The sequence below is a fragment of the Alloyangia pacifica genome, from assembly GCF_020524285.1.
GTDB classification, from domain to species: Bacteria; Pseudomonadota; Alphaproteobacteria; order Rhodobacterales; family Rhodobacteraceae; genus Salipiger; species Salipiger pacificus_B.
Genome location: NZ_JAIVKX010000003.1, coordinates 425,641 through 448,918 on the forward strand (window position 1 = coordinate 425,641; position 23,278 = coordinate 448,918).

Genomic DNA, 23,278 nt, shown 5'->3' on the forward strand with positions numbered 1-23,278 from the left:
GCGCCCGCCAGGACGCGCGCAAGCCGCTCTTGTCGAGGATCGCACTGCTCTGCCTGAAACGGGCCGCTCTCGTAAAATCTCCGGCGGCCGCGCTCTGGCGATCAGCCTATCTTATTTTCGCCACATTCCCCAGAGGCCAAGGTGCCAGGGCATGCAAGATCGCGAAGCTGGCGTTGCTAGAATGCCGCATGGTCGCGGAGACGACAGTCAGCTCAGCAGGGCGGAGATGAGGGGAATCTTGTGCGGCGCGTCGCAGAGCGTCAGCAGCAGATCCGAAAGCTCTGGCTCATCGACCCGCTTGGCCGCGGCCTTGGGGGTGAACCACTTGCGCTTGCGTTCCTTGCGCTCTTTCCAGTCGCGCGAGAGCTTGTCGACGATCATCGGATAGACACGCACCCGGCAGTGCAGCTCTGCATCGTCGTCGAGCTGCTTGTGGTAGTGATAGATGCCGATCTCTTTCTTGCCGATGTGCCCCTTGGCGCCGGCTTCCTCGAGCGCCTCGATCTCGGCGGCGGCCCAGGGCTTCTTGCCATCCATTTCCCAGCCCTTGGGCATGACCCAGCGCCCGGTGTCGCGCGACGTGACCATGAGCACCCGAAGCTTTCCTGACTTGTCCCATTGCATGGGAAGGGCCGCGATTTGCTCACCGAGTGAGGGCATGAAGGGGATACCTGTTGGGGAAACTCGTGCCTCGTACGGAAGGAATGTAACCCGGATGTGACAACAGGCAATAAACGCCGGCAAGAGGGCCCGCCTGTCGGAAGGCGCCTTTCACCCCATGCCTGCGCTGAAACGATGGAGGGCGGCCCCGCAGGGCCGCCCTTCGATACACGCATCCGGCGCGCTCAGCTTTCGCGTTCGGCCTCGGAGACCATGCGCGCATCGTCGCGCAGCTCGAGCCACATGGCGTTCATCACCGCGAAGAGCGCCGCCAGCGGAAGGCCGAGGATCCAGGCAAAATACCACATCTGTTCTCTCCTTTTCTCAGTAGGCGCTGTGCGAGCGGTTCACATCGTCTTCGGTGACCTTGCCCCAGAGCACTTTGTAGACCCAGGCCGTGTAGGCGAGGATGATCGGCAGGAAGATCACCGTCGCGACCAGCATGACAAACAGGGTCAGATGCGACGACGAGCTGTCCCAGACGGTGAGCGAGCTGCGCGGGTCGACGGTCGACGGCAGGATGAAGGGGAACATCGTCAGCCCGACGCTGGAGATGACCCCGAGGATCGCCAGCTTCGACCACAGGAAGGTCGAGACCTCGAAGCCCTCGCGCAGGCCGCGCACCGCCATGAAAATTCCCACGAAGCCGAGGATCGGCGCGATCAGGATCCACGGGCGCTCGGTATAGGCGATCAGCCAGGAGCCCTCGTGCAGCACCTCCTTGAAAAGCGGGTTGGAGGGGCCGTCGGTGACGATCTCCGAGGTGATGTGGAAGCCGTCGATGCCGAAGGCCAGCCAGAGCCCTGCGAGAGCATAGCCCGCCGCGGCGATCATTCCGGCCACGGTGCCGATGCGCTGCGCGCGGAAGGCAACCATGCCCTTGGTCTTCACCGACAGCCAGGCCGCGCCGTGCATGATCAGCATCGACAGCGACACTACCCCGCAAAGCAGCGCGAAGGGGCGCAGCAGCCCGAGGAACTTGCCGTAGAAGGTGCCGTCATACATCGGCATCAGGTCCTCGGTCAGGTGGAAGGGCACGCCCAGCAGCACGTTGCCCACCGCCACGCCGAAGAGCAGCGCCGGGGCGGCGCCGCCGACAAAAAGCGCCCAGTCCCAGCTGCTCCGCCACTTGGCGCTGTCACGCTTGGAGCGGTACTTGAAGCCCACCGGGCGCAGGATCAGCGCCGCGAGGATGGCGAACATCGCGAGGTAGAAGCCCGAGAAGCTGACCGCGTAGAGCGGTGGCCAGGCCGCGAAGATCGCGCCGCCGCCGAGGATGAACCAGACCTGGTTGCCCTCCCAGACCGGGCCGATGGTGTTGATCACCACGCGGCGCTCGACATCGGTCTGCCCGACGAAGGGCAGCAGCGCGCCGACGCCCATGTCGAAGCCATCGGTGAGGGCAAAGCCGATCAGCAGCACGCCGAGCAGCACCCACCAGATCAGGCGGAGGACTTCAAAGCTGATGAGATCATGTAAAATCATGATGGTTACTCCGCAGGCACATCGGCAAAGGGACCCTTGCCGTCATGGGTGCGCAGCCGGTGCTCGTGCCGCTGCATCCATGTTTCGGTTTCCTCGACATCCTCCTGCGGGCCCTTGCGGATGTATTTCAGCATGAGACCCATCTCGACGATGAAGAGCACGGTGTAGAAGAGCGCGAAGCCCGCGAGGGTGAACAGCAGGTCGCCCACGCTCAGGTGCGAGGCCGAGAGCGCCGTCGGCAGGATGCCGTCCACGGTCCAGGGCTGGCGGCCGTATTCGGCGACGATCCAGCCCATCTCGGCGGCGATCCAGGGCAGCGGGATCCAGGCCACGGCCAGCGTCAGCGCCCAGCGCGGATAGTCGCCGCGACGGAAGTTGCTGAGCACGAAGAACAGCCCGGTGAGCGCGATGAAGGAGAAGCCGAGGCCGACCATGATGCGGAACGACCAGAACAGCGGCGCCACGCCCGGCACGGTGTCATCGGCGGCCATCTTGATCTGCTCTTCCGTGGCCTCGCGCGGGTCGTCCACGTAGCGTTTCAGCAGCATCGCGTAGCCGAGGTCGGAAGAGCGTGCCTCGAAGCTCGCGCGCACCGCCTCGGGCGTGGCGTCGCGCTGTTCGCGGATGGTCATCAGGTCGTCATAGGCAAGCATGCCGGAGCGGATGCGGGCCTCGGATTCCTCGACCAGTTCGGCGATCCCGGGGATTTCCTGGGTCAGCGAGCGGGTGCCGATCAGGCCCATGACCCAGGGGATATGCACCGCGTAGTGGGTCTCGCGGGCCTCTTGGTCGGGGAAGCCGATCAGGGTGAAATGGGCGGGGGCCGGTTCGGTTTCCCACATGGCCTCGATGGCGGCGAGCTTCATCTTCTGGGTGTGGCTGGCCGAGTAGCCCGACTCGTCCCCCAGCACGACCACCGACAGCGAGGCCGCGAGGCCGAAGGAGGCGGCGACCGAGATCGACCGGCGCGCCAGTTCGACGTGGCGGCCCTTCAGCATGTACCAGGCCGAGACGCCGAGCACGAAGATCGAGGCGGTGATGTAGCCCGCCGAGACGGTGTGCACGAACTTTGCCTGCGCCACCTCGTTGAAGACCACGTCGAAGAAGTTGGTCATCTCCATCCGCATGGTCTCGGGGTTGAACTCGGCACCGACCGGATTGACCATCCAGCCGTTGGCGATGAGGATCCACAGCGCCGAGAAGTTCGAGCCGATCGCCACCAGCCAGGCGACGATGCAATGCGCCACGCGCGAGAGCTTGTCCCAGCCGAAGAAGAACAGCCCGACGAAGGTCGCCTCGAGGAAGAAGGCCATCAGCCCCTCGACCGCCAGCGGCGCGCCGAAGATGTCGCCGACGTAGTGGCTGTAGTAGCTCCAGTTCATGCCGAACTGGAATTCCATGGTGATCCCCGTGGCCACGCCCAGAACGAAGTTGATTCCGAACAGCGTGCCCCAGAATTTCGTCATCTGTCGCCAGATCGGACGCCCCGTCATCACGTAGACCGTCTCCATGATCGCGACGAGGATCGACAGACCCAGCGTCAGCGGCACGAAGAGGAAGTGGTAGAGCGCCGTCATCGCAAATTGCAGACGCGACAGCTCGACAACATCGAGCTCCATGTCAGTACTCCTCAGTGCATGTGGCCCCGGCAGCGCGCGATCACGCGCGTGATCCCAGCTCCTTGGCCCACAAAGTAAAAATCGAGGTGGGCGGAACTATTTACCGAACGACACCTTTCAGATGCCCTGCTACACCCGGCCATTGTGACAGCGGTTTGATCTGCATCAAGTTCATCATGATTCTGCGATATAGCTTTTGAGGTCGATTACCTGATCGGCAGCCTCCAGCTCCGCCGCACGATGCGACGCCGTTACGATCGCCGCGTCCGGCAGAAATTTCCTCACACCTGCAAGTACTTGCCTTGCGGTCTCGGGGTCCAGCCCCTCGGTCGGCTCGTCCAGCAGAAGCAGCTTGGGGCGGCGCAGCAGCGCCCGCGCCAGCACCAGTCTGCGAGCCTGACCACCGGACAGACCAGCCCCACCCTCACCTAAAGGTGAACTCAGGCCGCCGCGCTCCGCGACGGTCTGCGCCAGGTGTACCGCCTCCAACGCTGCCATCGCCTCGGCCTCGGTCAGCCCGGGCCGGGCCAGCGAGAGATTCTCCAGCACCGTGCCCGACACCAGCGCCGAACGCTGCGGCACGAGGGTCAGCACCTTGCGCAACTCACCCTCGGGCCAGGCGCCCAGAGGACGGCCCAGCAGGAGGATCTCGCCCGCCGTCACCGGCTCCAGCCCGGCTATGACGTCCAGCAGCGTTGATTTGCCGAGTCCCGAGGCACCGCGCAGGGCGAGCGTCTCGCCCGGCGTCACCGACAGCGAGAGGTCGTGCAGCAACAGCCGCGTCCAGCCGGGACGGGCCAGCGAGAGGTGGCGCAGCTCGAGCACCTTGCCGGTCGTCTCGCGCTCCGACTCGAACGCGCCCCTGAGAGGCGCCGCGGCAGCCGCGGGCGGCTCGGCCAGGACCCGGCTCGCGGCATCGCGCATGCGCCCGATCTCGGCCATGCCCCGGCGCAGCGGCAGCAGCGTCTCGCCAAGCGCCAGCGCCACGAAAATGCCGATGGCGGCGCGCGCCGGGTCGAGGTCTGTCTCGGCCACCAGCCAGCCGGCCAGCGCGAAGACCCCCGCCGCGATCAGCGTGACGATCGCCGAGAGCCCCTGCCCTGCCCCGGTGTCTATGCGATCGAGCCGGTCCATCGCGCCGCGGGCCTCGGCCTCGGAGCGGTCCAGCCCCTCACGCCAGCGCGGCAGCGCGCCCTGCAGGATCGCCTCGCGGCGGCCCCGGAACAGGCCAATGGCGCGGCGGCGCAGGTCCTGCGAGGCCGCCTCGGCCTGCGCTGACGGGCCCAGGGTGGCGCGCGCCACCCGCCAGAGCATCACGCCGCCGCCAAGCAGGTAGCCCGCCGCGACCGAGAGCGCGACCGCATGCGAGGTCAGTGCCCAGAGTCCGAGGAAAACCGCCGCATGGGTCAGCAGCGCCGCGGCGATCGGCAGGGCGAGCCGCAGAACGACCCCGTCGAGCGCATCCACGTCGGCGGTGATCCGGGTCAGCGCCGAGGCACCGCGCACCCGCCGCAGGTCGGCCACGGGAAAGCGCTCGAGGCGCTGCAGCAGCGTGACCCGCAGCGCCGCAAGGGCGCGCAGCGTGGCGTCATGGGTCAGCAGACGTTCCCCGTAGCGCGCCGCCGCCCGGCCGAGTGCCAGCCCGCGCACCCCGGCGCTGGGGCGGAAGACATCGAAGGCGATGCCGATCCCGGCGATGCCCGCCATGCCGGTGGCGGTGATGAACCAGCCAGAGAGGCCGAGCAGCGCCGCCCCCATCAGCAGCACGAGGACCGCAAGCAGCGCACCGCGCCACATGGCAAAAGGATGCGCACGCCACAGCAGGCGCAGAACCTGCCAGAGCTTCAGCATGGGGCGGCCTCCAGATCGACGATGCGGCCCATGGCCCCGGCCAACGCCGCGTCATGAGTGGCGACGATCACCGTGCGCCCTTCCGCGGCGAGCCCCTGCAGCACCTCGATGATCGCGGCGCCGGTGGTGATGTCGAGATCGGCGGTGGGCTCGTCGGCGAGGATCACCTCGGCGCCCCGGATCAGGGCGCGGGCCAGCAGCAGCCGCCGCGCCTCGCCGCCAGAGACCCCTGCCCCGCTTTCGCCGAGCACGGTCTCCAGTCCCTCCGGCAGCGCCGCGACGATGCGCTCGGCCCGGGCGCGGCGCAGCGACTCGGGCGGGACATCGCCCGCCGGGTCGCCGGTCAGGAAAGCGCGAAGGGTCATGTCCGGGATATGCACCTGCTGCGGGACATAGGCGATGCGGGCACGCCAGGCGTCGGCATTGTCGTGGTCCAGCACCTGCCCCGCGACCCGCACCTGCCCCTGGTCCGGCACCAGCAGCCCGGCGATCAGGTCGAACGCGGTGGATTTGCCCACCCCGCTCGGCCCGCGCAGCGCCAACGACTCGCCCGGGGCCACGTGGACATCCGGCAGCGCCACGCGCTGCGACCCGCGCAGGACCTGCACCCCGGCCAGTGCCACCGAGGCCGGGCCGGGCAAGGGCGCGACTTCGGCCCCCTGCCCCAGCACCGGCGCCCTCTCCGACGCGTCGATCGCGGCGAGGTCCTCCGCCACCGCCTCGGCCGCAGCCTTGTCATGCCAGGCCGCGGCGAGGTCGCGCAGCGGCTGGAAGAAGTCCGGCGCCAGCAGCAGCAGGAACAGACCCTGGAACAGCGTCAGCCCCGGCCCGAAGAGGCCCCAGGTGCCGATGGTGATCTCTCCGAGCAGCGAGAAGCCGACATAGACCGCCACCATGGCCACCCCCAGCGCGGAGAAAAGCTCGAGCACCGTCGAGGACAGGAAGGCCACCCGCAGCACTGCCATGGTGCGCTCCCGCAGCCCCTCGGCGCGGGCCGTGAACTCGGCGCGCGACGCTTCGGCAGCATTCAAAAGCAGCAGGTCCGGCAGCGCCGAGATGCGGTCGATCAGCAGCGTGTTCATCGCCCCGACCTCGACCATCTGCTTGCGGCTCGCCTCCTGCGCGGCCATGCCGACCAGCGCCATGAAGAGCGGGATCAGTGGCCCGGCCACCAGCAGCACCAGCCCCGCCGCCCAGGAGATCGGCAGGATCACGGCAAGATAGAGGACGGGCAGCAGCCGCGCCCGCGCCATGGCCGGGCGGAAGCGGGTGATCCACGGGCCCAGCGCCGCCAGTTTCTCGGTCAGCAGAGCGGCGAGCGCCGCCGAGGAAGTGCCGCCCATGCGCAGCGACTCGCGGTCCAGCAGCGCCTGCCTGCGGGCGTGCAAGGTCTCGTCCGCGGCGCGATAGGCGAGCCGGGCCGCACGGCGCTCGCCCCAGCCGCGCAGCAGCCCGAGCAGCGCGAAAGCCAGCGCCATCGAGAGCGTGCGCGACAGCGGCGCCCCCTCGACCCATCCGGCGATGCCCCAGGCGAGCGCGGCGGCCTGCGGCAACCAGAGCGCGGCGGCGAGGGCAGAGAGGCGCGAGGACTGGCGCAACTGGCGCTGCGCGCCGGGGCCAAGCAGGCTCTCGGCCCGGGTCCGCGTCGGCTCGGGGGCGGAAGACATGGCGGCTCCACGAGAAAATCCGTTTCTCGCTCAATGAGATAGGGGATGACCGCAAGTTGCAAGCCCCAGCCGCGCCGCGCGTCACTCTGCCGCCGCGCCGCGGCGCCCACTGGCGTGGCGGCCCGGAGAAAGGCGGTCGAAAGCGCGGCACCGGAGATTGCGCGGCGCCACCGCCCGTGCCACGCTGCCCGCATCAGACCGACAGGAGATTTTCCCGATGCCCCAGCCCCATACCCGCAAGGGAGCCCGGACATGAGCGCGCTTGCCGACGTCCTGTCGCAGATCGATTCCGCCAATGCCCAGGATCCCAACCGCGAAGAGGGCCAGCCCGCCGCGCTGCTCTACGGCGAGCGCATGAGTTCGGAACTGGCCCGGCTCTTCCCCGAGGCCTCCGAGGTGCTGCAGATCGCCGCGCGCGGCCAGCACGTCGAGCGCTGGCTGCTGCCGCGCGATTCCTATCCCATGGACCGCCCCGGCTATTTTGCCTGGCGCAAGGAGCAGGGCCGCCGCCACGGCGCGCGGCTTGCCGGGATGATGGCAAAGGCGGGCTATGATGCCGCCGCGCAGGAGCGCGTGGGCGTGCTGCTGCGCAAGGAGGGAATCAAGCGCGACGCCGAGGTGCAGGCACTGGAGGACGTGATCTGCTTCACCTTCCTCAAGTGGTACTTCTCGCCCTTCGCCGAGGGCCGCGACGCCGACGGTCTGCAGCGCATCGTCGAGAAGACCGCGCTGAAGATGTCGCCCGCGGGCCGCGCGCGGGTGCTGCAGGAGTTCGACCTGCCCGATCCCCTTGCCGAAGCCTTCCGCGACTGATCCCCTGCGCCTTCGACGCAGCCTGCAAGTGTTTTCGGACGCTCTTGCGGCGCTAGGTTGCGCCGCACCACAGACTATCGAGACCTGAGAACATGACCCGATCCGCCCTCATCGTCGCCCATGGCAGCCCCTCCGACCCCGATCCGCAGGAAACGGCCCTGAAGGACCTCGCGGCGCGCGTCGGGGCGTTGCTGCCCGGCTGGCGCATCGGCGGCGCCACGCTGGCCAAGGAGGGGGCGTTCGATGCCGCAGTGGCGGATCTGGGCACGCCCTGGGTCTACCCCTATTTCATGGCGCGCGGCTATTTCACCAAGAAGGTGCTCGCCGAGCGTGCCGACCCGGCCGGCCTGCGGGTGCTGGAACCATTCGGCACCGAACCCGCCCTGGTGACCAGCGCCGCGCATGCGCTGCAGCGCGAACTTGATGCCAAGGGCTGGCAGCCGGCAGACACCGCCTTGCTCGTCGCGGCCCATGGCAGCGCCGTGTCCCGCACCAGTGCCGAAAGCGCCCGCGATTTTGCCGCCGCCCTGAAGGCCGAGATGGGATTCGCCGAGGCCCGCGCGGGCTACGTGGAAGAGCCGCCCTTCCTGAACGAGTCGGCCCGGGGGCTCGGCCAGGCAATCTGCCTGCCGCAATTCGCGCTCAACGCGGGCCACATGCTCGAGGACGTGCCGCAGGCTCTGGCCGAGGCGGGTTTCGCCGGCCCCGTGCTGCCAGCCTTTATCGACTGGCCGGAAACCCCCGAGCTGATCGCGCAAAGCCTTGAAACACAGGCAGACTCCGGCTGACTCCTCGGCCTTTCGCAGAGGGCGAAAGCACAAAAAAAGAAGGCCACCGCACTGCGGTGGCCTTCTTTTTTGCCGTCCCCCGGTGGGGAGTGGCGGACCGAGGAGGATTCGAACCCCCGACCCCTTGATTCGTAGTCAAGTACTCTATCCAGCTGAGCTATCGGTCCGTGAGGGCGGGGTTTAGAGTTTGTTCGAAGGATGCGCAAGAGAGATTTCGAAAAAACTTCCAACCTTACCCTAAGTCACCGGTCGGAAGGCGAATTTCGAAGCAGGTGCCGTGCTCGTCCGAGCGCATGAGCTGCAGTTTCCCACCGTGATTCCGCACCAGCTCGGCAACGATGGCGAGACCGAGTCCCGCCCCGCCCTTCCGCGCGCCGCCCTGGAACGGCTGGAACAGGTGTTCGCGCGCCTTGGGCGGCAGACCGGGGCCGGTGTCCGTGACCTCGATGATCCAGGCGTCCTCTTCGGCGCGGGCCGAGACGGCGATCTCGCCCTCCTCGCCCGAGCCGGTGATCGCCTGCCGGGCGTTGCGCACGAGATTCGCGATGGCGCGGTAGATCTGCTCGGGGTCGCCGCGAATCTGCATCGAGGCGGGAATGTCCTCGGACAGGCTCACCTCATGCTCGCCGATCGCCAGCCGCTCGGCCTCGAGCACCTCGTTGACCAGCTCGGCGAGGTTGAACTGGGTCAGCAGCGGCGCCGGCTCCTCGGCCTTGCCGAAGGCCAGCGTGGTCTCGCAGAGCGACACGGCGCGGGTGATCGAGCTGACCAGCTTGGGGGCCATGCGCTTCACCGTCGGATCCTCGGACATTTCGATGCGGTCGGTAAAGAGCTGCGCCGAGCTGAGGATGTTGCGCAGGTCGTGGCTGACCCGCGCCACCGCCCCGCCGAGCTGCGCCAGCCGCTCCTTCTGCCGCAGCGATTGCGACAGCTGGGTCTCGAGCGATTTCAGCGCCTCCTCGGCCTCACGAATCTCGCGCACGCCGGCGATGGGCTTGATGATCCGACGCGCGTCCTCGGGATCTTCGGCGTAGCGCTGCATATGGCCGACCACGCCCTTGATCGGCTTCACCAGCAGCACCCGCACCGCAAGGAACAGCAGGAAGGCGGTGATCAGCGAGAGCAGCGCCGAGACCAGCAGCACCCCGAGACCGAAGTCGATCATCGCGGTACGCAGCGGCAGGCTGTCCATGGTGACCTCGATCAGCTCGCCGCCATCGTCCTTGGGATAGCCCAGCACCCGGATCAGCCGCGGATTGGGATCGATGAGCCGCTTCATCGCGTCCTTCATCAGGATCAGCGGGCCGGCCTCTCGGAGGTCGTAGGATTCGTCGACCGAGCCCGGCATGGGCGAAGACAGCGCCAGTTCGCGCCGTTCGTCGCGCTGCAGCACGACGTTGTAGACACCGGCGTTGTCCAGCAGCTCGGCCTCGAGCTCGGGTGCCAGCACGTCGTCGGCAAGCAGCGCCAGCGAGGCGATCTGCGCGCGCTCGAGGTGGTCGTTGAGGAAATCTTGCCGGAATCGCGCCACCGAGGGCACGAAGATCAGCACTTCGGCCAGCATCACGAAGACGGTCGTGAGCACCAGAAAGCGGCCTGAGAGCGAATTGAACATATAGGGCGGTCTTGAGCTTTCAGGGGAGCAGGCGTTGAACTGTTCGTGTAACAGCCTTGACCGTGCGGTTTTCAAACAATCTGGGTGTGAAATAGGATCCGGCAACCCGTTTGTTAAGCTCCCCCAGCGTCGGATAGGGCGCGACCATGCCCGCGATCTGCCCGATCTTCATCTTTGCCGAGATCGCAAGCGCCCATGTGGAGATGAGATCTCCGGCCTGCGCGCCGACGATCGTGGCCCCCACGGGCCGCCCCTTGTGCACCATGACCTTGGCCAGCCCGGCGGTCTCGCGCTCGGCGATGGCGCGGTCATTGTGCTGCAGCGCCTCGCGCAGCACCTCAAGCCGGTCGCCGTAGCGCTGCCGCGCCTCGACCTCGGTCAGCCCCACATGCGCCAGTTCGGGCCGCGTGTAGGTGGCGCGGGGGATGTGATGGCTCGACGCCTTGACCGGAAGGCCGAAGAGCGCCGAACGGATCACGATCCCCGCGTGGTAGCCTGCCAGATGCGTGAACTGCAGCCCGCCCGCGGCATCGCCGATGGCATAGACCTTGCGATTCGTCGTGCGCAGACCGGCGTCCACCTTGATCCCGGTCTGCGTGGTCTCGATCCCGGCCGCCTCCAGCCCGAGCCCCTCGGTATACGCCCGCCGCCCCGCCGCCACCAGCAAATGCGAGCCGGTGAGGATTTTGCCGCTGTCCAGCCGCAGCTCTATGGCGCTGCCCTGCTGGCTGGCCGCCGTCACGGTCTCGCCCTCGAGAATGGTCACCCCCTCGCCGCGCAGATGGTCGAGCACGATCTCCGCCATTTCCGGGTCCTCGCGCCCGAGGGCGCGCGCGCCCTCGACCACGGTGACCTGCGCCCCGAGGCGGCGGAAGGCCTGCGCCATCTCCATGCCGATCGGCCCGCCACCGAGGATCAGCAGATGCGCGGGCAGTTCCTGCAGCTCCCAGAGGGTCTCGTTGGTCAGGTAACTCACGTCGGACAGCCCCGCGACCGGCGGCACGGCGGGGGCCGACCCCGTGGCCAGCACGATGCGACGCGCAAGGATGCGGTGGCTGCCCGCCTCCACCTCGCGTTCCGAGACGAAACGCGCCTGCGCACGGATCACCCGCACACCCAGCCCCTCGAACCGTTCCTGAGAATCCACCGGGGCGATGCGGGCGATGGTTTCCTGCACATGGGCGCGCACCCGGGGCCAGTCGACCCTTGCCCCGGCCAGATCGACGCCGAAGGCACCGGAGACGTCCGGCGCATGGGCCCGCGAGGCGGCGGCGATCAGCGCCTTGGAGGGCACGCAGCCGTAGTTCAGGCAGTCGCCGCCCATCTCGCCGCGCTCGACCAGCACCACGCTGGCGCCCATCTGCACGGCACCCGCCGCGACCGAGAGCCCGCCGGAGCCAGCCCCGATGATCAGAAGGTCGGTCTTGATGGTTTCCATTGTACTCACACTCCTGATCTCAGACACCCTTTCGCCCGCGCCAGGCGCGCAGCGCGATCGGCAGCGCCGCCAGCGCGGCGAGCCCCAGCAGCGGGCCGATGACCTGCGGCGCCCAGAGCAGGCTCAGGTCCGGCGTCTCGCCCCGGTCGAAGACCGAGCCGACCCCCACCCCGATCGAGGTGAAGACCAGCGCGCCCGGTATGATGCCCAATGCGGTCGTCCAGGCAAAGTTCCAGAGCCGTACGCCCACCAGCGCGGGCAGCAGGTTCGCCACGAAGAAGGGCACCGCGGGCACCAGTCGCAGCAGCAGCAGCACGCTCACCTCGTTTTGCCGCAGCCCGTCGCGGAGCCTGCGGAGCTTGCCCTCGGAGGCGTCGAGCTTGGCCGAGAGCACCTGGCCCAGCCCGGCCCGCGCCGCGAGAAAGATGGCTACGGCACCGATGCTGGCCGCCAGCACATTCAGCGCGGTCCCCGGCCCGAGGCCGAAGAGAAAGCCGCCGGTCACCGAAGCGACGGCGGCCCCGGGCAGCGAGAAGGCGACGATGGCGACATAGGCCGCGACGAATCCCCCGGCCATCAGCACATAGTGGCTGTCGCGCAGATCCAACAGCGCCACCCGATTCTCGCGCAGCGTGTCGAAACTGATGTAGTCGCGCAGCGTGACCGCGCCGATCACAGCAACCAGCGCGATCAGCGCCAGCGGCAGGTGCCGCAAGAGCCGCGCACGTGCGGGCGAAGGAGTGGGGTCCTGATCCGTCATCCTCCTAGAATGGCGCGCGGAATCGCCTGCGCACAGCCCTATCACGCGGCCTTGATCGAAGGTCAGCCCGGGCCACCGCTTTGCGCCGCGCCAGCGCCATGTGATACTGGCCCCCACGAGCGTCGCCGGAAATCTTCCCCGCGGGCCCGGTTAGAGGTTTGACACGGAGGCCACTCCTGCCTATAGCACGGGCCTCGAATGACCCGGCCCGGCGAATCCGCTTAGGGCCGTCTGTGATGTAAGCTCTTGCTGCCAATCCACTGGCGCACCGGGCGGACGCCGCAGGCAGCAATGAGACCATGTAGACAGACCGGCCTCTCCGGAGGCCTGATCAGACGGAGAAGAGCGCGATGAAACGCACCTTTCAGCCTTCGAACCTCGTTCGCAAGCGCCGCCACGGCTTCCGTGCCCGGATGGCCACCAAAGCCGGCCGCGCGGTTCTGAATGCGCGCCGCGCACGCGGCCGCAAGAAGCTCAGCGCCTGAGCCGCGCGCTCTGCCGATGGCGGAGCGTGTGCACAAGACACCGGCCAAGGCCGCTTCGGGACAGACCGAAGCGGCCTTTGCGCTTGGCGTGCGTGCGGATGCGGACCTCAGACCTGCCCAAGGCGATGCCCTGATGGCAAAGGACAGCCCTATGCTCGAGGTGCTGCGCAAGCGCAGCGATTTCCTCGCGGCGGCGCGTGCCCGGCGACAGCCGGTGCCGTCATTCCTGCTGCAGGCGCGCTACCGCGATGACGGCTCCGACCTGATCCGCGTCGGCTTCACCTGCTCGAAGAAGGTCGGCAATGCCGTCGCCCGCAACCGCGCCAAGCGCCGGCTGCGCGAGATCGCGCGCCTCGGCCTGCCGGACCTGGGCAAGCCGGGCTGGGACTACGTGCTGATCGGCCGCGCCGGCGCCACCGCCGAGCGCGAATTCACCGCGCTGCAGGGCGACCTCGCGCAGGCGATCCGGCAGATCCACTCGCCCCGGAAACCCCGGAAACCGCAGTCGTGAGCCCGCTCGCGCATATCGCCGCCCTGCCCGTACGCGCCTATCGCCTGATCTTCTCGCCCTGGGTCGGCCATGGCTGCCGCTTCCAGCCGACCTGTTCCGCCTATGCGCTGGAGGCGCTGGAGAAGCACGGGGCGCTCAAGGGCTCCTACCTGACGATCCGCCGCATCTTGCGCTGCCACCCGCTCGGCGGGTCCGGCATCGACAACGTCCCCGATTGAGGCCGCCCATGTTCGACGACGACGCCGACGACATCCACCCGCTGTTCTACGGTGCCCCCAAGAGCACCGAGTTCAAGAAGCTGCGCAAGCGCATCGTGCAGAACACCCGCGAGGCGGTGGAACAGTACGGCATGATCGAGCGCCGCGAGGATGGCGCCCTGCCGAAGTGGCTGGTCTGCCTCTCGGGCGGCAAGGACAGCTACACGCTGCTGGCGGTGCTGCACGAGCTGAAGTGGCGCGGCCTGCTGCCGGTGGAGATTCTCGCCTGCAACCTCGACCAGGGCCAGCCGGGCTTTCCCGCGACTGTCCTGCCCGAGTTCCTCGAGAAGATGGGCGTACCGCACCGGATCGAGTACCAGGACACCTATTCGGTCGTCATGAACAAGGTCCCGCAGGGCCGCACCTACTGCGCGCTCTGCTCGCGCCTGCGCCGCGGCAACCTCTATCGCATCGCCCGCGAGGAAGGCTGTTCTGCAGTCGTGCTCGGCCACCACCGCGACGACATCCTCGAGACCTTCTTCATGAACCTCTTCCATGGCGGGCGCCTCGCGACCATGCCGCCGAAGCTGGTCAACGAAGAGGGCGATCTCTTCGTCTACCGCCCCCTCGCCCATGTGGCCGAGGTCGATTGCGAGAAATTCGCCCGCTCGATGAACTACCCGATCATCCCCTGCGACCTCTGCGGCTCGCAGGACGGGCTGCAACGCCAGCAGGTGAAGCAGATCCTCGACGGCTGGGAGAAAAACTCCCCCGGACGCCGGCAGGTGATGTTCAAGGCGCTGACCAACATCCGCCCGTCGCACATGATGGATCCCAAGCTCTTCGACTTCGCCGGGCTGATGCGCGACATGAGCAAGCGCGCGCCGGACGCCGACGACGGGGTTCCCGACCTGCGTTAAGCGTCGCCTTACGCCTTTGCGCTAGGCTGGCCCCGTCTCTGAAGATGCAGGGGGCGGGCCATGCCGCCGAATCTCGCACCGAAGCCAGCTCCATACAGCCCTCTCCGACGCAGGGCCGCGCGAGCGCGGGCGATGCTCGAGCGCTGGATGCTCGGGCCGCACATGCTGGCCTTTCTCCCGGCGATTTCCCTCGCCGGCTTCTGGCTGGGGGGGGAGCTTGTGCTGCTGGCGATTTCCCTGACGATTCCGCTGATCTACGGCCTGCTGCTCACCAGCGACTCCCCGGCAGCGCTCCGCAGGGCGCGCAGCGGGCAGGATCTCGTCAGCATGGCCACCGCGCAGGACCTGGCCGAACAGAGCTTTGAACATGCCCGCGATGCGGAAATGCACACCGCCTGCCTGCTGCTCGAGGCCGAGGGGCTCGACGCCATCTCCCGCCGCATGGGCGAAGACGTGGCCGAGACCCTGCGCGTGCTCTTCCTCCACCGCCTGCGCGAGCTGCTGCGCCCCGAGGACAGCGCGATGCGCATCGGCGATTCCCGCTTCATGGCGCTCATCGCCCCGGGTCTCCGGCTCGATCTCGAGGCGCTTCTCGCCCTCGCCGACCGGGTGCAGCGCGGCCTCGAGGAGCCCGCCGCCACCGATACCGGCGTGCACTACCTCTCGGTCGCGGTGGGGTTCTGCGGCTCGTCCCGGCTGCGCGCGGGATCGGATGGCGCGGACATGCTCGACTGCGCGCAGGCCGCGCTGCGCGAGGCCATCGAAAACGCCCCCTCCGCGATCCGCCCCTGGAGCGAGGGGATGCGGGCCGAACGCCGCGCGCGCAATGCCCTGCTCTCCGAGGTCGAGACCGCGCTTGCCAAGGGCCAGATCCAGCCCTGGTACCAGCCGCAGCTCTGCACCTCGACCGGCGAGATCAGCGGCGTCGAGGCTCTCGTGCGCTGGATGCACCCACAGCAGGGGCTGGTGCCGCCCGCCCGCTTCCTCGGCGCCCTGCAAGAGGCCGGGCGCATGGAGCAGCTTGGCGACGCGGTGCTTCATCACAGCCTCACCGCCCTGCGCAACTGGGATCAGGCAGGGCTGCACATCCCCCGCGTCAGCATCAACTTCTCGGAAATGGAACTGCGCAACCCGCGCTTGGTCGACCGGCTGAAATGGGATCTCGACCGCTTCGGCATGCCTGCTAGCCGCCTCGGCGTGGAGGTGCTCGAAACGGTGATCGCCGAAAGCCCCGAGGGGATCATCGCCCGCAACATCTCGGCGCTGGCGCGGCTCGGCTGCCGCATCGACCTCGACGACTTCGGCACCGGCCACGCCTCGATCGGTGCGCTGCGCCGGGTCACCGTGCACCGGCTCAAGATCGACCGCAGTTTCGTCACCCGCATCGACCGGAGCGAGGACCAACGCCGCATGCTGGCGGCCATCCTGGGCCTTGCGGACCGGCTGGGGCTGGAAACCGTCGCCGAAGGGGTGGAAAGTGGCGGCGAACACGCCCTGCTGGCCCAGCTCGGCTGCGATCACGCCCAGGGGTTCGGCATCGCCCGTCCGATGCCGGCCCCGCAACTCGCCGAATGGGCGCGCGCCCACGCGCTGCGCATCGCCGAGGCTCAGAAACTGGGCCGCAGCAACGGCTGAGCTGCGGGGCCCTGGGAAAGCTTCGCCGCCCCCGGCCACCTCAACTCTTCCGGCAGCCACGGCCAATGCGGCCCCGGCAAAGACGCCCGGCACCGGCCATGCCGATTGCGCGCAGGCAGGGCCACCGTCCGGAAAATCCGTGCGCGCCGCCGTGGCCACGCGCCGAAAAGATCCGCTGTCTTGTCGGACCAAGCCCCCGCGCTGGCCCCGCCGCACCCCGTACTAACGCCACGCTCACAGCCCCGGAACGCTGACAAACCCGTTGCCACGCATGATTCGGCTTGACCTTTGGGGGTCTGCCCTGTTGAACCCGGCTTTGACTTTCCAAGGACAGGTGGCGGTCTCTCGCATGGACAATCAGAACAAGAATCTGCTCATCGCCACGGCGCTGAGCTTCGTCGTGATCCTCGTCTGGTTCCTCCTCTTCCCGCCGCCCGAAGCGACGGTGGACGAGACGGCCCAGACCACCGAGCAGACGCTCGAGACCGCGCCGGGCGTCACGGCCCCCAGCGCGTCGACCGAGGCGCCCGAGGCCGGCGCGGCCAGCACCGCCGCCCCCGAGGCGACGCTCGACACCGCGCGGGTCGAGATCGCCGCGCCGAACCTGATCGGCTCCATCGCCCTCACCGGCGGCCGGATCGACGATCTGAAGCTGAGCCAGTACCACGAGACCAATGACGAGAGCTCGCCGGTGGTGCAGCTGCTCGAGCCCGTGGGCGGTGCGAACCCCTATTACGCCGTCTACGGCTGGGCTCCGGGCAATGGCCTGCAGGCCGCCGACGTGCCCGGCCCGAACACCGAGTGGACCGTCGAGAGCGGCGAGACCCTCGATGTCGACAGCCCGGTCACCCTGCGCTGGGACAGCCCCGCCGGACTGGTCTTCCGCCGCACCTTCTCGGTCGACGAGAAGTTCATGTTCCGCGTCACCCAGTCGGTCGAGAACACCTCGGGCGCCGAGGTCTCCGCCGCCCCCTACGGCATCCTCGCCCGCCACGGCGAGCCGGCGGACCTGAAGAACTTCTTCGTGCTGCACGAGGGCGCCATCTCGATGAGTGACGGCACGCTCGCCGAGAACAAGTACAAGAAAATCCGCGATTTCGATCCCGCGGCCGAGGCCGGCACCCGCGCCGAGACCTACCAGGTGTCGGAAAACGGCTGGATCGGCTTCACCGAGCACTACTGGGAAACCGTGCTGATCCCCGACAGCGGCACCAGCTACCGCCAGGCGATCAAGTACAACGAAGCCCGCGACATCTACCAGGCAGAGGTCGTTCTGCCGACGCAGACCATCGCCCCCGGCGCCACCGCCGAGGTCTCGACCCGCATGTTCTCGGGCGCCAAGGTCTGGGAAGTGATCAACGAGTACCAGGACCAGGGCGTCGACCGCTTCGTCGACAGCATCGACTGGGGCTGGTTCTTCTTCCTGACCAAGCCCATCTTCTGGCTGCTGCACCACCTGCACCAGTGGATCGGCAACATGGGCGTGTCGATCATCGCCCTGACCATCTTCCTCAAGGCGCTGCTCTTCCCGCTGGCCTACAAGTCCTACGTCTCCATGGCGAAGATGAAGGAACTGCAGCCGCAGATGGAGGAGATGAAGAAGAAGGCCGGCGACGACCGCCAGAAGCTTCAGCAGGAGATGATGGCGCTCTACAAGCGCGAGAAGGTCAACCCGGCCTCGGGCTGCCTGCCGATCCTGCTGCAGATCCCGATCTTCTTCTCGCTCTACAAGGTGATCTTCGTCGCCTTCGAGCTGCGGCACGCGCCCTTCTTCGGCCCGTTCCAAGACCTCTCGGCGCCGGATCCCACCTCGCTGTTCAACCTCTTCGGCTTGCTGCCCTGGGCAGCCCCCGAGGCAGGCACGACGCTGGCGCTGGTGTTCATCGGCATCCTGCCGATCCTGCTGGGCATCTCGATGTTCCTGCAGCAGAAGCTGAACCCGACGCCGACCGACCCCGCGCAGGCGATGATCTTTGCCTGGATGCCCTGGGTGTTCATGTTCATGCTCGGCGGCTTCGCCTCCGGCCTGGTGCTCTACTGGATCACCAACAACACGATCACCTTCACCCAACAGTACCTGATCATGCGCAGCCACGGGGCCAAGCCTGACGTGTTCGGCAACATCAAGTCGACCTTCAAGCGCAAGCCCAAGGACGCGAAGTCGGGCGGAAAATGAGCGGACGGGTCACCCAAATCTGGCGCCACCCGATCAAGGCCCATGGCCGCGAGGCGCTGGACCGGGTGACCCTTCATGCGCACCAGTGCCTGCCCTTCGACCGGGCCTGGGCGGTGGCGCATGAGCTTTCCGACGCGGACGGATCCGAATGGGTCCGCTGCGGCAACTTCAGCCGGGGCGCCAAGGCGCCCCAGCTCATGGCGATCAGCGCCGAGATGGACGAGGCGGCGGGCACCATCACCCTGCACCACCCGGACCGCCCCGACCTGACCTTCGATCCCGACAGCGCCGACGAAGCCTTCCTCGACTGGGTGCGCCCGCTGATGCCCGAGGACCGGGCGCAATCGGCGCGGCTCGTCCGGGCGCAGGCGCGCGGCATGACCGATGCGCCCTTCGCCTCGATCACCCTGTGCAACATCGCCTCGCACCGTGCGGTCGAGACGCAGATCGGCCAGCCGCTGTCGATCCACCGCTGGCGCGGCAATATCTGGCTGGACGGGCTGGCGCCCTGGGAAGAGTTCGATTGGGTCGGGCGCGAGATTCGCATCGGCGGCGCGACCTTCATCGTGCGCGAACGGACCGGCCGCTGCGCCGCCACCACTGCAAACCCCGAGACAGGCCAGCGCGATGCGGATACGCTGGGCGCGCTGCGTCACTGGGGACATACGGATTTCTCGGTGCAGGCCGAAGTGACGGAGGGCGGCGAGATCGCCCATGACGACGAGGTGACCCTGCTGTGACGACCCCCCTTCCCTTTCCCATCGCCGAAGATCCCGATGACGCAGCCCGCGAGGCGGCGCGCAAGGCCTTTGCCGGTGACGTGCAATTCCTCAAGGGCGTGGTCGCCATGGACGGGCTGCCGCCCGACGACCGCCCGGAGGTTTGCTTTGCCGGGCGTTCGAACGTCGGCAAGTCGAGCCTGATCAACGCGCTCACCGGTCGCAAGGGCATCGCCCGCGCCTCGAACACGCCGGGCCGGACGCAGGAGATCAACTTCTTCACGCTCAACGAGAGCCACTACCTCGTCGACCTTCCGGGCTACGGCTTTGCCAATGCGCCCGTCGCGGTGGTCGAGAAATGGCAGCGCCTGCTCAAGCAGTACCTCTCGGGCCGTGTCTCGCTGCGGCGCGCCTTCGTGCTGATCGACGCCCGCCACGGGGTCAAGCCGGTCGACGAGGAGATCATGGAGCTGCTCGACAAGTCCGCCGTCACCTTCCAGGCGGTGCTGACCAAGACCGACAAGCTCAAGGCCAAGGATCTCGACAGGATCCTGACGCAGGTGCGCGAGAAGCTGTCGAAGCATCCCGCCGCCTACCCCGAGATCGTGCTGACCAGCTCCGAAAAGGGCGAGGGGATCCCCACCCTGCGCGCGATCATCAACGGCCTTTCCTGAATTTCCCCTTCGCAATCCCGGGCGCAGGGACTAGTTCTGCCAAGGCAGAGATATTCCCGCATCGAGGATGCACCCCAGATGAAGAAGCAGACGATGAACCGAGACTGGATCGCCACCGCCCGCACCCTGAACGAAGCCCTGCCCTACCTGCAGCGCTATACGGGCGCGATCGTGGTGGTGAAGTTCGGCGGCAATGCCATGGGCGACACAGACGCCATGGCCGAGTTTGCCCGGGACATCGTGCTGATGCGCCAGGTCGGGGTGAACCCGGTCGTCGTGCACGGCGGCGGCCCGATGATCAACGACATGCTCGCAAAGCTGAACATCCAGTCCGAGTTCAAGCGCGGCAAGCGGGTCACCGACCAGGCCACCGTCGAGGTCGTCGAGATGGTGCTGACCGGCCTCGTCAACAAGCGCATCGTGCAGGCAATCATGGACGAGGGCGGCCGCGCCGTGGGCCTGTCGGGCAAGGATGACGACCTCATCGTCTGCGAGGCGGATGATCCGGAACTGGGCTTCGTCGGCCGCCCGGTCGAATGCAACGTGCAGGTGCTGCACGATCTCTTCGCCGCCGGGATCATCCCCGTGGTCGCCCCGGTTGCCACCGGCATGGACTACCTGGAGACCTTCAACGTCAATGGCGACACCGCCGCGGGCGCATTGGCGGGGGCGCTGAAGGCCGATCGCCTGCTGCTGCTCACCGACGTGTCGGGCGTGAAGAACAAGGCCGGCGAGGTGGTCACCCAGATGACCCCGGAAGACGTCCGCGCGATGACCGAGGACGGCACCATCGCCGGCGGCATGATCCCCAAGACCGAGACCGCGCTGAAAGCGGTCGAGGAGGGCGTGCGCGCGGTGGTCATCCTCGACGGGCGCGTGCCGAATGCCTGCCTGCTCGAACTCTTCACCGAGCATGGCGCCGGTTCGCTGATCCGCCGCGCCGACCTAGAGCCGGTGCGCCCGCGCACGTGACCCCTTGTGACATCGACGCCGCGGCGCGGACGGATGGCCTTGCCCTGCGCGGCACCTTCCATCCCGCGCCCGGCGATGGTGCGCCCGACCGATGCGGCACGCTGCTGCTGCTCGGTCCCGACGAACCACGCTTCTGGCCGATCTTCTCGGCCTCTTCCGAATTCCTGGATGGCGCGCGCGCGCCGCTTGACCGCTGGTCCAAGCGGGTGATCGGTTCGCTGGCGGAGCGGTTCGACGGCACGGCGGTTTTCCCTTCTGACGGGCCGCCCTACCCCTCCTTCTTCGGCTGGGCGCTGGCCAGCGGCGACGCCTTTTCCGCCCCGCCCGGCCTGCTGGTCCACGCGCGTGCGGGCCTGCTGATCAGCTACCGCGGGGCCATTTGCCTGCCCCAGAGACTGGACCTCCCGCCGAGACCCGCGTCTCCCTGCATCGCCTGCGCGCAGCCCTGCCGCAGCGCCTGTCCCGTCGGCGCGCTCGGCTCCGGTGCGCCCTATGAGGTGGACGCCTGCCAGCGCCACCTGCGCCGCCCCGAGGGCGCGGACTGCCGAACCCGTGGCTGCCTCGTGCGCCGTGCCTGCCCGGCGTCGGCGAACATGCAACGACAGCCGTCGCAGGCCGCTTTCCACATGGCCTCGTTCATGGAACACTGGCGTCCGGAGACGGGGGACACCTCATGAAACGGCTCATCCTCATGCGGCATGCGAAATCCGACTGGTCGGTTGGCATGCCGGATCACGCGCGGCCGCTCAACGCGCGCGGGCGCAAGAGTGCACAGGCGCTTGGAGACTGGCTCCGCGCACAGGGCCTCCAGCCCGATCAGATCCTTTGCTCTTCCGCAGCACGCACCCGTGAGACTTTGGAGTTGCTCGCGCTCGGAGAGGTGGCGACCCGCTTCGAGGACCGGCTCTACCTTGCAGGCCCCGCGACGCTGCTGAAGAGCCTGCAGGGGGCGAGCGGCGAGACCGTGCTGATGCTGGCGCACAATCCGGGGATCGGCGAGTTCGCCAATGCCGTGGTTGCGCGCGGCCCGGAACATCCGAAATTCGGCACCTACCCCACCGGTGCCACGCTGGTCGCGGATTTCGAGCTTGCTGAGTGGCACGAGGCCCGGCTGGGCACAGCCCGTTGCCATGCCTTCACGGTGCCGCGTGAGCTGACCTGACCAAGTGAGCTGACCTGAAAAAAGTGACGCCCGCGATCCCCCTCCCAAAGGATCGCGAGCGCCGCTGTAGCCGGTCACTTGGCAAAGGCCCTTCCGTCACGTGGTCCGGGTCAGCCGCATCGTCTCGCACGTCCTCCCCTACGGCGATCCGACCTCGGGCGACACTCGGTCGACCACTATACGCAAGTCCCTTCATGGAAACCGGTACAGATTTCATTCGGCACGTTGCCGAAAAGCGTCAAAACTGAGACGCTTCGGAAGAGACTGTAACACAAGTGACAAAAAAACGAGCCCCAAATTAATGGGACTCGCGATTAATATTCGGATTCTCTTGTGGATTAATGGCCGAGAATCTGGCTGAGGAAGAGTTTCGTCCGCTCGTGCTGCGGATTATTAAAGAATTCCTCAGGTTCATTCTGTTCCACGATCTGTCCCGCATCCATGAAGATGACCCGATTCGCGACCTGCCGGGCGAATCCCATTTCGTGCGTGACGCAAAGCATGGTCATGCCCTCTTCGGCCAGTTCGACCATCGTATCGAGCACTTCCTTGATCATCTCCGGGTCGAGCGCCGAGGTCGGTTCGTCGAAGAGCATGATCCGCGGCTTCATGCACAGCGAGCGGGCGATCGCCACGCGCTGCTGCTGCCCGCCCGAGAGCTGGCCGGGGTACTTGTTGGCCTGCTCGGGGATCTTCACCTTCTCGAGGAAATGCATCGCGGTCTCTTCCGCCTGCTTCTTGGGGATCTTGCGAACCCAGATCGGCGCGAGCGTGCAGTTCTCGAGAATTGTCAGATGCGGGAAGAGGTTGAAGTGCTGGAAGCACATGCCGACCTCGGAGCGGATCTTGTCGATGTTCTTCAGGTCAGAGCTCAGTTCGATGCCATCGACCATGATGCTGCCCGCCTGGTGTTCCTCCAGACGGTTGATGCAGCGGATCATCGTCGACTTGCCCGAGCCCGAAGGGCCGGCAATGACGATCCGCTCACCGCGGTAGACGGTCAGGTCGATGTCGCGCAGCACGTGGAAGGTCCCGAACCACTTGTTCATCTTGCTGATCTGGATGGCCACCTCGTCGGAGACCTTCATCTGGCTGCGATCGACTTCGCGTGTTGCAAGTTCAGACATTGGA

General features: G+C 67.5%; 23 protein-coding genes and 1 tRNA gene. 13 read left to right on the forward strand and 11 right to left on the reverse strand.

Features of this window, described 5'->3' with window-relative positions; all coding sequences use genetic code 11:
* Nucleotides 1–207: 207 nt before the first annotated feature.
* The 6 genes from LC039_RS06165 to cydD form a co-directional block, all read right to left on the reverse strand.
* Entirely contained in the window at nucleotides 208–660 is a 453-nt protein-coding gene (locus LC039_RS06165; RefSeq protein ID WP_226622256.1) for an NUDIX hydrolase, read from the reverse strand.
* Nucleotides 661–845: 185 nt separating this feature from the next.
* Nucleotides 846–968 carry a cytochrome bd-I oxidase subunit CydX gene (gene cydX / locus LC039_RS06170; protein WP_226622262.1) on the reverse strand — a complete coding sequence of 41 codons (123 nt, stop codon included), beginning with the start codon at nucleotides 966–968 and terminating at the stop codon, nucleotides 846–848.
* A 16-nt stretch (nucleotides 969–984) separates the two neighbouring features.
* Nucleotides 985–2,145, reverse strand: coding sequence for a cytochrome d ubiquinol oxidase subunit II (gene cydB, locus LC039_RS06175; RefSeq protein WP_226622264.1), 1,161 nt, complete (start codon nucleotides 2,143–2,145; stop codon nucleotides 985–987).
* Between the two features lie 5 nt (nucleotides 2,146–2,150).
* Nucleotides 2,151–3,764 carry a cytochrome ubiquinol oxidase subunit I gene (locus LC039_RS06180; RefSeq protein WP_226622266.1) on the reverse strand — a complete coding sequence of 538 codons (1,614 nt, stop codon included), beginning with the start codon at nucleotides 3,762–3,764 and terminating at the stop codon, nucleotides 2,151–2,153.
* 174 nt (nucleotides 3,765–3,938) lie between these two features.
* Nucleotides 3,939–5,615: an amino acid ABC transporter ATP-binding/permease protein gene (locus tag LC039_RS06185; protein WP_226622267.1), complete on the reverse strand. Its 1,677-nt coding sequence runs from the start codon at nucleotides 5,613–5,615 to the stop codon at nucleotides 3,939–3,941.
* Nucleotides 5,609–7,282 carry a thiol reductant ABC exporter subunit CydD gene (gene cydD, locus LC039_RS06190; RefSeq protein ID WP_226622274.1) on the reverse strand — a complete coding sequence of 558 codons (1,674 nt, stop codon included), beginning with the start codon at nucleotides 7,280–7,282 and terminating at the stop codon, nucleotides 5,609–5,611. The genes LC039_RS06185 and cydD overlap by 7 nt, the downstream gene beginning before the upstream one ends.
* 252 nt (nucleotides 7,283–7,534) lie before the next feature.
* Between cydD and LC039_RS06195 the strand changes: the two genes are divergently transcribed.
* Together LC039_RS06195 and LC039_RS06200 are read left to right on the forward strand one after the other, a co-directional pair.
* Entirely contained in the window at nucleotides 7,535–8,095 is a 561-nt protein-coding gene (locus LC039_RS06195) for a DUF4202 domain-containing protein (RefSeq protein ID WP_226622276.1), read from the forward strand.
* Between the two features lie 92 nt (nucleotides 8,096–8,187).
* The gene (locus LC039_RS06200; RefSeq protein WP_226622278.1) at nucleotides 8,188–8,883 is read left to right on the forward strand and encodes a CbiX/SirB N-terminal domain-containing protein; all 696 of its coding nucleotides are present in this window, start codon (nucleotides 8,188–8,190) and stop codon (nucleotides 8,881–8,883) included.
* A gap of 90 nt (nucleotides 8,884–8,973) precedes the next feature.
* On the opposite strand, the gene LC039_RS06205 is transcribed toward LC039_RS06200, so the two are convergent.
* The 4 genes from LC039_RS06205 to LC039_RS06220 form a co-directional block, all read right to left on the reverse strand.
* A tRNA-Arg gene (locus LC039_RS06205) sits at nucleotides 8,974–9,050 on the reverse strand.
* 65 nt (nucleotides 9,051–9,115) lie between these two features.
* Nucleotides 9,116–10,498 carry a sensor histidine kinase gene (locus tag LC039_RS06210; RefSeq protein ID WP_226622280.1) on the reverse strand — a complete coding sequence of 461 codons (1,383 nt, stop codon included), beginning with the start codon at nucleotides 10,496–10,498 and terminating at the stop codon, nucleotides 9,116–9,118.
* Between the two features lie 19 nt (nucleotides 10,499–10,517).
* Complete coding sequence (locus tag LC039_RS06215; RefSeq protein WP_226622281.1) at nucleotides 10,518–11,936, reverse strand: dihydrolipoyl dehydrogenase family protein; 1,419 nt, start codon at nucleotides 11,934–11,936, stop codon at nucleotides 10,518–10,520.
* A 19-nt stretch (nucleotides 11,937–11,955) separates the two neighbouring features.
* Entirely contained in the window at nucleotides 11,956–12,696 is a 741-nt protein-coding gene (locus LC039_RS06220) for a TVP38/TMEM64 family protein (protein ID WP_226622287.1), read from the reverse strand.
* A 350-nt stretch (nucleotides 12,697–13,046) separates the two neighbouring features.
* Between LC039_RS06220 and rpmH the strand changes: the two genes are divergently transcribed.
* The 11 genes from rpmH to LC039_RS06275 all read left to right on the forward strand — a co-directional run bounded on the left by rpmH (nucleotide 13,047) and on the right by LC039_RS06275 (nucleotide 22,147).
* Nucleotides 13,047–13,181 (forward strand): 50S ribosomal protein L34, encoded by a 135-nt coding sequence (gene rpmH, locus LC039_RS06225; protein ID WP_226622293.1) that lies wholly within the window; start codon nucleotides 13,047–13,049, stop codon nucleotides 13,179–13,181.
* Between the two features lie 133 nt (nucleotides 13,182–13,314).
* The gene (gene rnpA, locus LC039_RS06230; RefSeq protein ID WP_226622295.1) at nucleotides 13,315–13,692 is read left to right on the forward strand and encodes a ribonuclease P protein component; all 378 of its coding nucleotides are present in this window, start codon (nucleotides 13,315–13,317) and stop codon (nucleotides 13,690–13,692) included.
* Nucleotides 13,689–13,910 carry a membrane protein insertion efficiency factor YidD gene (gene yidD, locus LC039_RS06235; RefSeq protein ID WP_226622296.1) on the forward strand — a complete coding sequence of 74 codons (222 nt, stop codon included), beginning with the start codon at nucleotides 13,689–13,691 and terminating at the stop codon, nucleotides 13,908–13,910. Before rnpA ends, yidD begins: the two co-directional genes overlap by 4 nt.
* An 8-nt stretch (nucleotides 13,911–13,918) precedes the next feature.
* Nucleotides 13,919–14,809, forward strand: coding sequence for a tRNA 2-thiocytidine(32) synthetase TtcA (gene ttcA, locus LC039_RS06240; protein ID WP_226622302.1), 891 nt, complete (start codon nucleotides 13,919–13,921; stop codon nucleotides 14,807–14,809).
* Nucleotides 14,810–14,941: 132 nt separating this feature from the next.
* Nucleotides 14,942–16,444, forward strand: a complete 1,503-nt coding sequence (locus LC039_RS06245; RefSeq protein ID WP_226622303.1) for a GGDEF domain-containing phosphodiesterase — start codon at nucleotides 14,942–14,944, stop codon at nucleotides 16,442–16,444.
* A gap of 349 nt (nucleotides 16,445–16,793) precedes the next feature.
* Complete coding sequence (yidC, locus tag LC039_RS06250) at nucleotides 16,794–18,620, forward strand: membrane protein insertase YidC (protein ID WP_226622305.1); 1,827 nt, start codon at nucleotides 16,794–16,796, stop codon at nucleotides 18,618–18,620.
* Entirely contained in the window at nucleotides 18,617–19,360 is a 744-nt protein-coding gene (locus LC039_RS06255) for an MOSC domain-containing protein (RefSeq protein ID WP_226622307.1), read from the forward strand. The genes yidC and LC039_RS06255 overlap by 4 nt, the downstream gene beginning before the upstream one ends.
* Complete coding sequence (gene yihA / locus LC039_RS06260; RefSeq protein ID WP_226622315.1) at nucleotides 19,357–20,013, forward strand: ribosome biogenesis GTP-binding protein YihA/YsxC; 657 nt, start codon at nucleotides 19,357–19,359, stop codon at nucleotides 20,011–20,013. The genes LC039_RS06255 and yihA overlap by 4 nt, the downstream gene beginning before the upstream one ends.
* A gap of 78 nt (nucleotides 20,014–20,091) precedes the next feature.
* Nucleotides 20,092–20,985, forward strand: coding sequence for an acetylglutamate kinase (argB, locus tag LC039_RS06265; protein WP_226622317.1), 894 nt, complete (start codon nucleotides 20,092–20,094; stop codon nucleotides 20,983–20,985).
* Complete coding sequence (locus LC039_RS06270) at nucleotides 20,982–21,662, forward strand: ferredoxin (RefSeq protein WP_226622318.1); 681 nt, start codon at nucleotides 20,982–20,984, stop codon at nucleotides 21,660–21,662. Before argB ends, LC039_RS06270 begins: the two co-directional genes overlap by 4 nt.
* Entirely contained in the window at nucleotides 21,659–22,147 is a 489-nt protein-coding gene (locus LC039_RS06275) for a SixA phosphatase family protein (RefSeq protein WP_226622319.1), read from the forward strand. The genes LC039_RS06270 and LC039_RS06275 overlap by 4 nt, the downstream gene beginning before the upstream one ends.
* A gap of 338 nt (nucleotides 22,148–22,485) precedes the next feature.
* On the opposite strand, the gene LC039_RS06280 is transcribed toward LC039_RS06275, so the two are convergent.
* Nucleotides 22,486–23,274 (reverse strand): amino acid ABC transporter ATP-binding protein, encoded by a 789-nt coding sequence (locus LC039_RS06280; RefSeq protein WP_319003707.1) that lies wholly within the window; start codon nucleotides 23,272–23,274, stop codon nucleotides 22,486–22,488.
* Nucleotides 23,275–23,278 lie beyond the last annotated feature (4 nt).